This window comes from Metabacillus idriensis, assembly GCF_009674765.1.
Taxonomy (GTDB): Bacteria; Bacillota; Bacilli; order Bacillales; family Bacillaceae; genus Bacillus_P; species Bacillus_P idriensis.
Genome location: NZ_WKKF01000001.1, coordinates 1033727 through 1047505, shown reverse-complemented (window position 1 = coordinate 1047505; position 13779 = coordinate 1033727). Strand labels below are relative to the sequence as shown.

Annotated in this window: 17 protein-coding genes; 4 read left to right on the top strand and 13 right to left on the bottom strand. The window is 40.4% G+C overall.

Annotation, left to right across the window (positions count from 1 at the left end):
- Window positions 1-46 precede the first annotated feature (46 nt).
- The 5 genes from ptsP to GJU41_RS05110 all read right to left on the bottom strand — a co-directional run bounded on the left by ptsP (window position 47) and on the right by GJU41_RS05110 (window position 5923).
- Entirely contained in the window at window positions 47-1762 is a 1716-nt protein-coding gene (ptsP, locus tag GJU41_RS05130) for a phosphoenolpyruvate--protein phosphotransferase (RefSeq protein ID WP_070876748.1), read from the bottom strand.
- Window positions 1762-2028, bottom strand: a complete 267-nt coding sequence (locus GJU41_RS05125) for a phosphocarrier protein HPr (protein WP_029281636.1) — start codon at window positions 2026-2028, stop codon at window positions 1762-1764. The genes ptsP and GJU41_RS05125 overlap by 1 nt, the downstream gene beginning before the upstream one ends.
- A 99-nt stretch (window positions 2029-2127) precedes the next feature.
- The gene (gene ptsG, locus GJU41_RS05120) at window positions 2128-4224 is read right to left on the bottom strand and encodes a glucose-specific PTS transporter subunit IIBC (protein WP_070876749.1); all 2097 of its coding nucleotides are present in this window, start codon (window positions 4222-4224) and stop codon (window positions 2128-2130) included.
- A gap of 225 nt (window positions 4225-4449) precedes the next feature.
- Entirely contained in the window at window positions 4450-5292 is an 843-nt protein-coding gene (gene glcT / locus GJU41_RS05115) for a glucose PTS transporter transcription antiterminator GlcT (RefSeq protein WP_070876750.1), read from the bottom strand.
- Window positions 5293-5533: 241 nt separating this feature from the next.
- The gene (locus tag GJU41_RS05110; protein WP_070876751.1) at window positions 5534-5923 is read right to left on the bottom strand and encodes a DUF6843 domain-containing protein; all 390 of its coding nucleotides are present in this window, start codon (window positions 5921-5923) and stop codon (window positions 5534-5536) included.
- A 138-nt stretch (window positions 5924-6061) separates the two neighbouring features.
- On the opposite strand from GJU41_RS05110, the gene GJU41_RS05105 reads away from it, so the two are divergent.
- The gene (locus GJU41_RS05105) at window positions 6062-6481 is read left to right on the top strand and encodes a hypothetical protein (RefSeq protein WP_070876752.1); all 420 of its coding nucleotides are present in this window, start codon (window positions 6062-6064) and stop codon (window positions 6479-6481) included.
- A 169-nt stretch (window positions 6482-6650) separates the two neighbouring features.
- Complete coding sequence (locus GJU41_RS05100) at window positions 6651-7460, top strand: HAD family hydrolase (RefSeq protein WP_070876753.1); 810 nt, start codon at window positions 6651-6653, stop codon at window positions 7458-7460.
- A 51-nt stretch (window positions 7461-7511) separates the two neighbouring features.
- Here GJU41_RS05100 and GJU41_RS05095 read toward each other — a convergent pair whose 3' ends face one another.
- A complete protein-coding gene (locus GJU41_RS05095; RefSeq protein ID WP_070876754.1) occupies window positions 7512-9911 on the bottom strand; it encodes a bifunctional diguanylate cyclase/phosphodiesterase in 2400 nt (799 codons plus the stop codon).
- Window positions 9912-10087: 176 nt separating this feature from the next.
- Here GJU41_RS05095 and GJU41_RS24610 point away from each other — a divergent pair, with 176 nt between their 5' ends.
- Complete coding sequence (locus GJU41_RS24610) at window positions 10088-10225, top strand: hypothetical protein (protein ID WP_170292723.1); 138 nt, start codon at window positions 10088-10090, stop codon at window positions 10223-10225.
- 241 nt (window positions 10226-10466) lie between these two features.
- Here the strand turns inward: GJU41_RS24610 and GJU41_RS25465 are convergent, their stop codons facing one another.
- From GJU41_RS25465 to GJU41_RS05065, 7 genes are all read right to left on the bottom strand, one after another.
- Window positions 10467-10550: a putative holin-like toxin gene (locus GJU41_RS25465; protein ID WP_223443286.1), complete on the bottom strand. Its 84-nt coding sequence runs from the start codon at window positions 10548-10550 to the stop codon at window positions 10467-10469.
- A 175-nt stretch (window positions 10551-10725) separates the two neighbouring features.
- Window positions 10726-10980, bottom strand: a complete 255-nt coding sequence (locus GJU41_RS05090; protein ID WP_070876755.1) for a hypothetical protein — start codon at window positions 10978-10980, stop codon at window positions 10726-10728.
- 31 nt (window positions 10981-11011) lie between these two features.
- The gene (locus GJU41_RS05085; RefSeq protein ID WP_154318110.1) at window positions 11012-11227 is read right to left on the bottom strand and encodes a hypothetical protein; all 216 of its coding nucleotides are present in this window, start codon (window positions 11225-11227) and stop codon (window positions 11012-11014) included.
- Window positions 11228-11327: 100 nt separating this feature from the next.
- A complete protein-coding gene (locus GJU41_RS05080; RefSeq protein WP_154318109.1) occupies window positions 11328-12191 on the bottom strand; it encodes a cation diffusion facilitator family transporter in 864 nt (287 codons plus the stop codon).
- Between the two features lie 60 nt (window positions 12192-12251).
- Entirely contained in the window at window positions 12252-12389 is a 138-nt protein-coding gene (locus tag GJU41_RS05075) for a YvrJ family protein (RefSeq protein ID WP_070876757.1), read from the bottom strand.
- 98 nt (window positions 12390-12487) lie between these two features.
- Window positions 12488-12706 carry a DUF2922 domain-containing protein gene (locus GJU41_RS05070; protein ID WP_070876758.1) on the bottom strand — a complete coding sequence of 73 codons (219 nt, stop codon included), beginning with the start codon at window positions 12704-12706 and terminating at the stop codon, window positions 12488-12490.
- A gap of 36 nt (window positions 12707-12742) precedes the next feature.
- Complete coding sequence (locus GJU41_RS05065) at window positions 12743-12961, bottom strand: DUF1659 domain-containing protein (RefSeq protein ID WP_070876759.1); 219 nt, start codon at window positions 12959-12961, stop codon at window positions 12743-12745.
- A gap of 182 nt (window positions 12962-13143) precedes the next feature.
- Here GJU41_RS05065 and GJU41_RS05060 point away from each other — a divergent pair, with 182 nt between their 5' ends.
- Window positions 13144-13620 (top strand): hypothetical protein, encoded by a 477-nt coding sequence (locus GJU41_RS05060; protein ID WP_154318108.1) that lies wholly within the window; start codon window positions 13144-13146, stop codon window positions 13618-13620.
- Window positions 13621-13779 lie beyond the last annotated feature (159 nt).

Sequence of the window (13779 nt, the reverse complement as noted above, 5' to 3'; positions counted from 1 at the left end):
TCCTTGTTCCATAAAAAAAGACCTGCATATGCAGGTCTTTTCTCACTTAAAGATTGAATTTCGTTTTTACAAACTCAACTACTTCTTCTGTTGTGCTCATAGAAAGAATTTCTTCTTTGAAGCTTGCTGCTTCTTCTTTTGAAAGGTTTTTAATAAGTGAACGTGCTGGGAGGATTGATGTAGCACTCATTGAGAACTCATCAAGTCCTAAACCAAGAAGCACTGGAATCGCAAGCGGATCGCCAGCCATTTCTCCGCACATTCCTACCCATTTGCCTTCTTTGTGAGCTGCTTCAATAACAAGCGTCACAAGACGAAGAATAGCAGGATTATATGGCTGGTACAGGTATGATACGCGTTCGTTCATACGGTCAGCAGCCATTGTGTATTGAATGAGGTCATTTGTTCCGATGCTGAAGAAATCAACATCTTTAGCAAATTGATCTGCAAGAACGGCAGTTGAAGGAATTTCAACCATCATTCCAATTTCAATGTTCTCTGAAACTTGGGCGCCTTCACTTACAAGCTTCGCTTTTTCTTCTAAAAGAATCGCTTTAGCCTGTCTGAACTCGTCCACAACCGCAATCATCGGGAACATGATTTTCAAGTTGCCGAATGTGCTAGCACGAAGCAATGCACGCAATTGAGTGCGGAAGATTTCCTGCTCTTCTAAGCAAAGACGAATCGCACGGAAACCAAGGAATGGATTCATTTCTTTCGGAAGATTCAAGTAAGGAAGCTCTTTGTCTCCGCCAATGTCAAGAGTGCGGACAACAACAGGCTTGCCTTCCATGCGCTCAAGCACAGCTTTGTATGCTTCGAACTGCTCATCTTCTGTCGGAAGCTGATCACGGCCCATGTAAAGGAATTCTGTACGGTAAAGACCAACTGCTTCTCCGCCGTTCTCAAGAACGCCGCGAACATCGTCAGGCGTGCCGATATTGGCTGCAAGCTCAACATGCTGTCCGTCTTTCGTTACCGTTTCTTCATTTACAAGCTTCGCCCACTCCGCTTTTTGCACTTCGTATTGAGCTTTTTTCTTTTCAAAACCTGCAATAACATCCTCAGAAGGATTGACGATTACATCTCCATCTATTCCATCAACGATGACGATGTCGCCATTTTTGATGTCGGATGTAGCTGTTTTCGTTCCTACTACAGCAGGAATTTCCATTGAACGCGCCATGATTGCTGAATGTGATGTTCTGCCGCCGATATCAGTTGTAAAACCTAATACATACTGACGATTCAGCTGAGCCGTATCAGAAGGTGTTAAATCTTCTGCAACGATGATCACTTCTTCAGAAATCATGCTCGGGTTTGGAATTTCAACGCCAAGCAAATGTCCAATCACACGTTTTGTTACGTCACGGATATCAGCCGCACGTTCTTTCATATATTCGTTGTCCATAGACTCGAACATACTTACAAACATATCAGCTGTTTCTTTCATTGCAAATTCAGCGTTGACTGCTTCGCTGCTGATTTTATCTTTAACCGGATTAAGCAGTTCTGGATCGCTTAAAACTAAGATATGAGCTTCAAAAATTTCAGCTTTGTCTGCACCTAATTCTCTGAATGCATGCTCTTTAATTTTTTCAAGCTCTGATTTTGATTTTTGGATGGCTTCATCAAAACGAAGGACTTCTGCAGTTTTATCTGCCACTTCTTTTTTTGATACGGTGAGATCTGGTTCTTCTAAGCGGTAAGCCTTTGCAATCGCGATCCCAGCTGAAGCTCCAATCCCTCTTAATTCGAGCATTATTCGCCTAAGCCTTCTTTTTTCATTGTTTCTTCAAGAGCTGCGATTGCATCGTTTTCGTCTGAACCAGCTGCAGAAATCGTGATTTCTGAATCTTTAGCGATACCTAAAGACATAACGCCCATGATTGATTTTAAGTTAACTGTTTTGCCGTTATATGCTAAGTTCACATCTGCATCAAACTTGCTTGCTGTTTGAACAAGCACTGTAGCCGGACGTGCGTGGATTCCTGATTCTGCTGTTACTTTAAATGTTTTCTCTGCCATAATTAATCAATCTCCTTCATATTTAAATAAAGCTAGTACACAATACCTTATCATAACAGCCGCATCACATGATTGACAAGTGATGCGACTTCATTCCTTTTATTTTTCTATAGAAATGATATGCTCTTCTCCTGCTTTAACGCTGCCGGATGATTTAATCACGATCGATTCGCCTTCGTTTAAGTTAGTGAAGACAATCGGCGTCATGATCGATGGAGCATTTGCTTTTACGAAATCCAAGTCTACTTGAAGCAGTTTTTGTCCTTTAGTGACAATGTCACCCTCTTTAACAAACGCTTCGAAGCCTTCCCCTTTAAGGTTTACAGTATCAATTCCAACATGAATCAAGATCTCGTTTCCGCTTTCTGATTCAAGGCCGATTGCGTGCTTAGTAGGGAAAACATTTAAGATTTTACCGTCAACTGGTGAAACGATTGTACCGTCTGTAGGCGTGATTGCAATTCCATCACCCATCATTTTTCCTGAGAACACTTGATCAGGCACTTCTGTGATTGGGTGAATGTCACCTGTTAATGGAGAAACGAACGAAAATTCGCTAACTTCGTTTCTAATAGGTTCAGCGACAACGTCTTCGACTTGCTCCTGCACTTCTTTTTCAGCTGAAACAGGTTTCGCAGGGCGAGGCGTTTTGCCTGACATGACGTCTTGAATTTGTGATTTTAAGTTATCAGATTTAGGGCCGTAGATAGCCTGAATGTTGTTTCCAACTTCAAGAACACCTGCTGCTCCTAAACGTTTCAAACGGTTTTTATCAACTGCTTTTACATCATTAACCGTAACACGCAGGCGAGTAATACATGCGTCAAGGTGTTTGATATTTGAGCTTCCGCCAAGTGATTCAAGGATGTTATATGGAAGATCTCCTGCACTTTCAGAAACTTTATTATCATCTTCTTCCTGTGCATCTTCGCGTCCAGGTGTTTTAAGATTGAACTTGCGGATGGCAAAACGGAATCCGAAGTAATAAATCAATGAGAATACTAAACCTACCGGAATAACAAGCCACCAGTCTGTTCTGTTAGGAAGGATACCGAACAGGAAGTAGTCAATGACCCCGCCTGAGAACGTCATCCCAATTTTGACATTCAGCAATTGCATGGTCATAAATGAAAGACCTGCAAACACTGCATGGATGGCAAATAGAATTGGTGCTACGAATAAGAATGAGAATTCAAGCGGCTCTGTAATCCCTGTTAAGAAAGATGTTAAAGCAGCTGAACCCATGATGCCTGCAACAAATTTTTTGTTTTCAGGTCTGGCTTCATGATAAATCGCGAGAGCAGCAGCAGGAAGACCGAACATCATGAACGGGAATTTACCTGTCATAAATGTACCTGCAGTTAATTCTGCGCCGTCTTTAATTTGAGCCATGAAAATACGCTGATCTCCGCGGACGATTTCTCCTGCTTGAGTTGTGTAGTTTCCAAACTCATACCAGAAAGGTGAGTAGAAAATATGATGAAGACCAAAAGGAATTAATGAACGTTCAATTAAACCGAAAATGAACGCTGCCAATGTTTTATTGGATTCAAGCAGCCCTGTTGAGAATGCGTTTAATCCGCTTTGTACTGGCGGCCAGACAAACAGCATGATTAAACCTAAGACAACAGCAGAAACAGCTGTCATAATTGGAACGAAACGCTTTCCTGCAAAGAAACCTAAGTATTGCGGCAATTCAATTTTAAAGAATTTATTATACATGTATGCTCCGAGAACCCCAACGATAATACCGCCAAAGACTCCGGTCTGCAAGGTCGGCATGCCGAGGACTCTCGCATATTCAGGATGAAGCTGCTGGAAGAATTGTGCAAGCTCGACAGCATCGCTTGGAATTTTTCCCGTTTGAAGCAATACAGCACTCATTGTTGCATTCATAATTAAGTATCCGATGATCGCTGCAAGTCCTGCAACTCCATCCCCATTGGCTAGGCCAATTGCTACGCCGACTGCAAATAGAAGCGGCAGATTTGCAAAAACAATGTCCCCTGAAGATTCCATTACTTTTGCAATAAGCTGTACAATTTCATTTGTTAAGAATGGCACTTTTGATGTAAGCTCCGGATTTTGCATGGCATTACCGAATGCAAGCAGGATACCTGCAGCAGGCAAAATCGCTACTGGAAGCATAAGAGCTTTACCAATTTTTTGGAGTACTCCAAATAAATTTTTAAACATGTGTATGACCTCCTTGTAAAAATAGTTTGTGTAAGCAGCAAGCAAAAAAAACATGAAAGCAAATTACAAGCGTTTACATTTCTCACCTAAAAAGAACAACAAAAAAAGCATGGTGCAACAAGGACGACCGTGCACAAAGGGTATATTCCCCCTAATTGCCGGTTTCAACACGTACTTGTTCACTCATGCCTGATCGTATCAGTAACACGTAAGGTACTTTTCTCATTAAGTTTTGTTTGTTAAACGGTATAAATGCAATGTAAGATAAACAGCCTCAGCTTCATAGACTGGTTTTTTCAAAAATTGCTGCATCACTTTTATCATTTTCCAAGATGTATTGTAGCATAGCGGATATTCTTTTTTCAACAATAAAGTGAATTTTTCTGGTTCTTCAACTGTTTCACCGGAAAGAACCCTTTCAATCGTGTATCTTAAGTGGCGGACAAGCCGCAGATAATTGACGCTGTCATGATTTACTTTTATCTTCATCGAATCTTCAATGACACCTACCAGCTGATTAATCAGCTGTGAAAACTGATTGACATCAGCTATCGGCTTATTCGTGATCGCACTGTGAATATGAAGGGCAATAAACCCTATTTCACCTTCCGGCAAGTTCACCTTAAGCCTGTCATTAATCATATCAATAACTTCTTCCGCAATTAAAAATTCATTCGGATAAAGCGTTTTTGTTTCAATCAGAAACGGATTTTTAATGTCCATCCCTTTTTGAAGCCTTTTAATCGCAAATGTAATATGATCAATCAGCGCAATATGAATATGTTCATTTAATGGCAGTTTCACCCGCTCGGCAATAAAATGAATGACATCACTGACAACCTCGATCATGTCTTCATCGACAAAAGGAAGGAGCATTTTAAATTGTTCCTGCTCTTTTTGATTCGTGAGAACGAACATTTTCTCATACGAATCCTCCTGCATCATGTCTCCGCGTTTCTTTCCGAACCCTATGCCCTTTCCAATCAGAACAACCTCTTCATATGTATCATGATCGGCAATAAGCACATTATTATTTAAAACCTTTTTTATTGTAAAGGACTCCTTCACGAAATCCTCAGCTCCTTTTATCTCTCAATGCTTCATATCGTACATAATAGCATGTGATTACGTCAACTGCGAAATACTAAACTTTTGATCCTAAAAGAAGAAATAGATCCATCCGAGTCTTGCATTAGCCCTTCCCAATTTCCGCTCACTCTGCAAATAGATTCGGCTGTCTTTTTGCAATAGTTCCACATAATTGTTAACGCAGCCCTTCCCTTCTTACAAATAGACAATTCAGGAAGATTTATTTATCTTCTGGCACATATTCGGTTGTCTCAAACTTTTTTTTATCTCCTACAAAAAAGTAAGCTTCTCCGTCTTTGCCGGTTTTATCTCCGCTTGAGGCCCCGTGAATCATTTTTCCCGGTGAAAGCTCTTTTCGTTCCCCATTTTCATCCACATAAAAATAGTTTGTGGCAGCCCAGCCATCGTGGATATTTTTTTCGTTTACTGATGTCTCTCCGTCTTTATTCACTTTGTACTCTTTCTTTTCCTCTGCAGAAGGATCGTTATGAACCGTAACCCACCCTGTATAACCTTCCGGGATTAAGAATGTGCGCTGAGACTGATCCTGCTGTTTTGGGCACCCTGCAAGGAAAAAAGCGGCTGTTAAAACAATGACAAATCTTTTCATCTTACTGCCTCCCATACGAATGAATTATTCGTTAGCATCAACCAACGGTCTGATTCTATCCCTTCCTAATTCATGCTTGTAATTTATACCAGATGTTGACTGATTCTAATTGGGGAAAGTAAGTGTGAGGTGTTTAATATGAAGCTAAAAAAAATAAGTATCTGTCTCCTGATCCTTTTTCTTTATTTGCCTATTCATGAAGGTAGTGCACAAACAAAGGCCGTCAAAGTAATTGACGTTGAAACAGGCGACGTAGTGAAAGATCTTCCTTCTTCCGCTTATTTTACAAATGAACTGAAAATGGCGATTCAGTCAATGAAGGGAATTACCGTAAAAGTGAATCCCCTGCCTAAGAAAGGGTATTTGATTTTAATTCAGCCTGCAGAGTCACTTAAAGTAAAAAACAAATGGTATGACGGGATCGTCTCTGAAGGTATGATTGTCTACAGCAAAGAGGATTCTCCGAGACTTATTTTGTTTACAGATGAAAACAAGCCGCTATTTTTTGAAATATCATACGATCCTAAGAATCTGATTCAGACACTTGGTATTCGGTAGGGGCTTTTCCGGACTGACGGGCTTCGCTTCTCACGGGCGAGGCCTGATTAGATTTCTACAACCCAAAACTGCACCAGACGTATCAATTGCACCGTCTGGGATCTAACCCTATAATGAGACAAGTCAGGGGAAACCCCCGCAGATAGATTCATCAAGGAGGAGATCAGAAATGATAAAACTATTTGTAAGTGATCTTGATGGAACATTATTAAGCTTTGAAAAAAAAGTGACGGAGCAGGATATTTCCGCTCTTAAAGAATTAAAGAAAAATGGTGTGGATGTATGTTTAGCTTCCGGAAGAATGGATGTGGAAATTGGAGAAATTTTGACGATGGTTGGGGAAAAGTATCATCGAATCAGTCAAAATGGAGCTTTCATCAATACAGATCAAGATGAATCGCTGCATGCGCTCACCTTTGAAAATGTAATTGCTAAAGAAGTGTTTGAACAAGTCCGTTCTACAGATTTAATCACAATTATCGCAGACTACAGCAAAAATTATACAGAACGCCGTGATGAAGTCATCACGGGCATTGAATCGAGAATGTTCTCTCCAATTGAAGAGAACGTCAATCTCCTTCATGCTCTTGGACAAGATGTCAAAGCATCTAAAATTTCTATATTAGGTGAATATGAAGCCATTTCTGAGCTGCAGAAAACACTGCAGGAACGTCATCCTGATACAATTGAGACCTACATATCCGATAAGCAGTGCCTGGATGTCATGCCTAAAAACATAAGCAAGGGAAACGCACTTAAGATGCTGATTGAACACCTCGGAATAAAGCCCGAAGAAGTTGCCTGCATTGGCGACTCATTTAATGATATTCCCATGTTCAATATGACCCCTCACAGTTTTGCCATGGAAGATGCTCTCCCAGAAGTGAAAAAGGAAGCCGCATATACCGCCTCCTCTGTAGGGGAAGCCATTAAGCAAGTTTTAGAAATGAACAAAAAGCAGCTGCAGGTAAAAGTTTAATAAGAGACAGAACAAAAAGGGCGATCTTGTCGCCCTTTTTCTGTTTTATCCCTAAACAGCTTTGCTGCCTGATAAATACATATCTGAAAATTCCTCTGCAGGAATCGGTCTTCCGCCAAGGTATCCCTGAAATTCAAGACAACCTAATTTTGCAAGAAGATCTTTTTGTGTTTTCGTTTCAACCCCTTCAGCAATCACTTTCAGCTCGAGGTGATTCGCCATCGAAATGATCATAGAGACAATCGCTTCGTTTCTATTATGCTTTTCCATTTCTCTTATAAACGATTGGTCGATTTTCAGCCTGTCGATGCTGAGCTTCTGCAAATAACTCAGAGAGCTGTATCCCGTGCCAAAATCATCCATGCTGATCTCAATTCCCCTGCTCCGAAGCTTTGATAATTTCTTGTTCGCCTCAAGCTCATTATCCATCATAGCTGTTTCTGTGATTTCAAGCTCAAGACTTGATGCATGAATTTGATAAGAAGACAGAATCTCATCAATGGTTTGAATCAAGTCATCCTGGTAGAGATGGAGGTGTGAAATATTAATTGAAACCCGGCCGAAATTCAGGTTTTCACTTTCCCATGTCTGTACATGGCTTGCAACTTCACCAAGGACAAAACGTTCCAGCTCAAAAATCAAACCCGTCTCTTCTGCAATCGGAATAAAAGTTGCGGGTGAAATAAAACCAAGCTCGGCATGCTTCCATCTGACCAAAGCCTCTGCACCAATGACCGTAGCGAGGTTCTCTTTGAACTTCGGCTGAAAATAAACGCTAAGTTCTTTATATTGAAGAGCTTTGCGCAATTCATTTTCAATCCTTATTTTTTCAATTAATTTATCATTCATTTCGGGCTTATAGACGCCGAAACTGTTCGAACCGTTCATTTTCACATCGTACATTGCAATATCCGCGAATTTCATCAGCATTTCAGCGTCAGTGCTGTGTGCAGGATAATGGGCGATTCCAATGCTTGCGGTCACTAAACAGTCATTTTCTCTGATCTTCATCGGCAAGCGAAAATGATGAACAATATCATTTGCGGTTTCATTTGCTGCCTTATAATCATCAGAAAGCAAAATAATGCTGAACTCATCACCGCCAAGCCTTGAAAGAATGGACTGTTCGGGGAGAACGGATGTAAGTCTTTCTGCTATCTTTACCAGCACCAAGTCACCAAATGCATGCCCAAATAAATCATTCAAACGTTTGAAGCGGTCAAAATCCAGATTTAATATAGCAAAAGCCTGATTTTCTGATTTTAAATCTGAAAGCTTCTGAATAAAGAATCTGCGATTTGGAAGTCCTGTCAACTCATCATGAAAGGCCAGATAATTGATGCGGTTCTGAGCTTTTTTGCTCTCAGTGACGTCTTTTACAACGCCATATACTCCTACAACTTTATGATTAACAACTTGCCGCACGGCTGTGATTAAAACATCAAGTGTTTCTCCATTTTTACTCTGCAGGGAAACAGACAGCTCATTTTCACTGAAGTCCCCTTTTACAATTTCAGAAAAGTAAAATAAAGCTTTTTGATGGTCCGCTTCTTTTATTAAAGTCAGAAAACTTAGTCCGATCAAATTCTTTTCCGGCAGCTCGGTCATGGCTGCCGCTACTTTGTTGACTGAAGTAATGACCCCCTGCAGGTCAGTTGATATCACCCCATCAGGACTGTGATGAAACAATGAGCGAAACCTCTCTTCCTTTTCATTAATCCGCTCAGACTGTTCATTCATCATCGTATGGCTGTACAAGTCAGGAATAAATGTGAGAATAAGATTTAATAAAAAGACAACTAGAAAAGGAAGCAAATAGTGATACGGTCCGCCATCTGCAAGCTGATAGTCAATTAATGAAGTCATGATCACATATGGGATACCCGCAAGTGATACTCCCCCAATGATGCTTCCTGCCGTTCGATAGTATTTCGAACGGCGCTGATTTACCAAACTGTCCTCTAAAGCGATTAATAATAGTCTTAGTGCAGAAAAACTGAATGACGCAGACAAAAGCACAGCAAAGAAAATCAGCAGCGGCTTCACTTCAATTTGACCGTGAAATAATAGTGCATAGCCAATAAAATCAACCAAAACAATTCCAAGAGACATACCGCATCCCGTTATAATATAACCTTTTGAGCTCATTGACGGTATGCCTCCTGTTCTTATGGAGAAAAAAGCAACAGCACTGCAAACAGCATAGCTAACCAGAAAGTATAGGAAAGGCTGCTGAAGTGTTACTTCCAAATGAACGGAACAAATGGCAAGCAGGTGAGTCAGCCAAAACAAGAAACCAAGGGTTAAACTGAGGACTCCTATCATTTTGGGCTGTTTATCTTGAGTTTTAAGACTGTATATAGTTGTGAACACCGGCGTCAGGTAATAACTGATAACCGATTGAACGAGAACAAGGAACATTAAAAACAAATCTGCATTCAAGTTAAACAATAAAAACTCCCCCTTATCTCTTATATCGAACAAAATTCAAGTTATTGAAGGGGGAATTCATTATTTTTTCAAAAAAACTTTCTTCTGCAAAAAATAGCAATATATAGGTTTAAAAATTGTATGTTTGATGCAAACTATCCAACGAAAGGAAAATTCACTGAAAGGAGGAATGAACGATGAACAAGAACAATCAAAACAACAAGCAGCAAAACATGCAGCAGCAGCAGCAAAATCAACAACAGCAAAACCAGCAAGCTGATACTGAGTTCTCTCAAGAATTGAACCAGCAAAAAGCGAACAAAAAACAAAAATAAGGTTTACATACATGTAAGCTGCAGAAAGACGGATCTTTTGACCGTCTTTTTCTCTTTTATTTATTTGAAACGTTTTGTAAAAAATCAGCTTTATGACGGGAATTTCCCTGTCATTTTATGATATACTATTTCCATAAAGCTGCAGATGATGCCACATCTACAGCCAAAGCAGTCAAACAGCACTTGAACGGATCAGCTTAATACACAAGCGATTTACTGTGACCTCTTGAGATGCAGAGGTCTATTTTTTTTGCCCAAAACCGAGCACTGCCACAATTAACGTAGCAAATGAAACCATTACAACTAAACTTTCAAAGATTGTCAAATGTCATCCCCCCTTTCCTAGGGGTTCAAACTGATCCATTAAAGATTGACCTGCAAGTCCATTATATCATTAATCGAACAAAACAGGAACATACGTTTGTATTTTGAGCCAAATCTCCTAATTGATGCTGTAATTATTAAGTTCAGTAAAAAAAGAACACTCTGAGTGTTCTTTTTTAAGGTGTTTTAATTCGGTTTTGATCCACTGTATTACAGGCAATTTTCATTTTTGCCAAAGTGCCTTTGAGGGTTTCTTCATGATTGCATTGATCATTCAGATACATTTCTGATAAATCATAGACAGATCTTGATAGCAGTTCGACTACATTTTTTAAGGAATGAGCATCAGGGGAGTATTCATCATGCAGCACTTTCCGGACGATATCATCACTGAACTCTTTGATTTTCAAGACTTTTTCCTTCTCAGGCATTTTGAAATCCTCCTTTTTTTTTAAGCTGTTTTCACATAGATTGTTGTCTTTCATGATAAATGTTGACCGTTCCTTCCGCTGCAATCCACTTAAGGTTTTTAACATTTAGTCTGTCAGCAACAATATTTACGAAAAGAGCTTTTTTAAGAGAGATGAATAGATAAAATTTTGCGCAGCTCCAACGCTCAGGCTCCTCGGCCAGAACGGGAGCTTGCGCTTTTCTTATCATATATAATACATTCGCCAATTCAGGTCAGATCCCCTTTGTATGATTCTGTCGAGACATCGGAACTTTTAAATAGAAAAATGACTTCCAGCCGGAAGCCATTTTGAATGATTATTTTTAATCAAGATGGTTCAATATGAACATGCACATGAGAAATGCGATGGTCTTTCTCCATTCTTTTTTCCACTTCATCTGTAATTTCGTGGCTTTCGGTTACATTCAGTCCTGCATGAACTTCAATAACGACATCCACGATGACACTGCTTCCCAAGTAGCGTGCTTTAATATCCTTGATTCTGTCTACTCCCGGAGTTGATTCTACGGTTGCTTTAAAGTTCAGCAGCTTCTGATCATCAAAACCGTCTGTCAGGGAATGAGCCGTTTCTTTAAAAATATCCCATGCCGTTTTACAGATAATGAAACCGATTGTGATGGCTGTAATCGTGTCAAACCATGCAACGCCAAATTGAGACGCAACAATACCCACAAAAGCACCAACGCTTACAAGTGCATCTGAACGGTTGTCGTGGGCTGCTGCGATCAGAGCTTTTGAATTGATCTTTTTCGCCAATGATTTATTGTAGCGGTAAACTCCATACATGATGATGGCACTGATGATGGCTGCCCATGCGGTGATTAAATTGGGTGATTCTGTTTTGGGCTCTATGATGGATTTAAATCCTTCGAACAAAACCTGAATCCCGACAGACATGATAATAAATGAAGCAACCAGTGCCGCAATTGCCTCCGCTTTAAAATGTCCGTATGGATGATCATGGTCAGGCGGCTTTTGGGAAATTTTCAAGCCGACTAAAACGGCTGCCGATGCAATCACATCTGTCCCGTTATTCAGGCCGTCTGCAAGCAGGGCCTGAGAAGAGTACGCATAGCCGATGCCAAGCTTTGCTGCTGCTAGAAGGACGTAAGCTCCAATGCTCAGCCAGGCACCGCGTTCTCCTTTTTTTAAATCCTGATAAACATCCAATGATTTCACTTCCCCATTTAAAGGATTTATTTAAATAAGCAGAGAAGCTTTGTTGTCAGGCTACTGATTCCACTGCTTAGGAAGCATTTGAATGGACGCATTTAAAGTGTCCAGTTTGCTTTCAATCCGGTGCAGCAGATAGAGAGTAACCATAATCGGAAAACCGACATCGCTTATTAATTGAATCCACTGTTCCATAATAGGTTTCCTCCTTTTCCAGTTTTTATGTCGACTATTTGCTTACCCCTTTAGAGAGGAAGGGCCAGATCCCGAACAGAGATCTGACCCTCATTTCATTATCCGATTGTCAGGTCGGTTAAATTTCTCTCAACGACACGCGCCCCTTTTTTGCTGATTAAGTCTCCGCCTGGAGATGTGAAAGTATTTGAAACAAGGATTAGGTCCATCGCATTTGACACATCACTCTCAACAACTGGTTCTTTTGGAGAATCGATGTTGATTTTCACCTGCTTGCCTTCTTCGTTTAAAAATTGAAGTTCCAGCGTTTTCGCCATTTACATTCCCTCCCTTCTTCTATATTTCCAGGTGGATTAAGCTGTTACCTGATGAGAATCGTTTCGTTCGACATGAGATAAAATCTGAGTTTGCAAATCTGTGATTGCAGATGCTGCCTGAAGCAGCTGTTCAGCGGTTGCTGACGTTTTCACGTTGTTGTAATTCTTGTATTTGTAAACCTGCTCTCCCTTTTCATTCATGCCCATATCGAATACCAGGCGAAGCTGTGAATCAAGAATGATTGTTTCTGCCATGCTGATCACCTCCTTTCGAATACGTTATACAAGGAAACGGTCACCAAAGTAGCAGATTTCATGAACTTTTTTTGTGAATAGATAAACAGTATTAAATTTATAGTATGTTCTGCGGTTTTTTACAAAAAATAACATAAGATTGATTCGTTCAATGGAAATCACACAAATCCTGATAGGTAGGTATGAATGTGAAAACAAGTAAACTAGAAGTTCTGTTATGGAGCATTGCGTTCCCGGGGTTTGGACAGCTTCTGAACCGTCAGCTGATTAAAGGCATCCTGTTTATAACGCTTGAACTGCTGATTAATACATATAGTCACTTCAATCAGGTCATCATGCTCAGTTTTTTAGGAGAAATTGAGGAGGCCGTTCAAACGGTGGAATTCGGATGGCTGATGTTTTATCCGTGCGTATACATGTTTGCGATGTATGACGCTTATAAAAATGCGGATGGTCCCGAGCCTCCCCTGTCTTTTTTGCCTTTTGCCTTCGGCGCTTATTTTGTAACGGTCGGATTAATGTACTCCCCTAAATTAAAGCTGTTCGGCGTGCTGTTTGGACCGATTTGGCTCCCGATGCTTTCTCTCATTCCAGGATTGCTGACCGGATTTCTTATCCGTATTATTATTTTGAGAATTCATGCGTTTCGAAAAAGATAAACTTTTTTCTATACGTTTTAATGCCTGAAATTCGGGTAAATAAAGCTTAGAGGCAATGATTCGGACACATCTGAGATTTACACTTACTCTAGCTGGCGCGGGCTTGGAACCGCAAGGACGTATGAGAGGCAGGGCTTACGTTGTTTAAGTGTCCCAAGA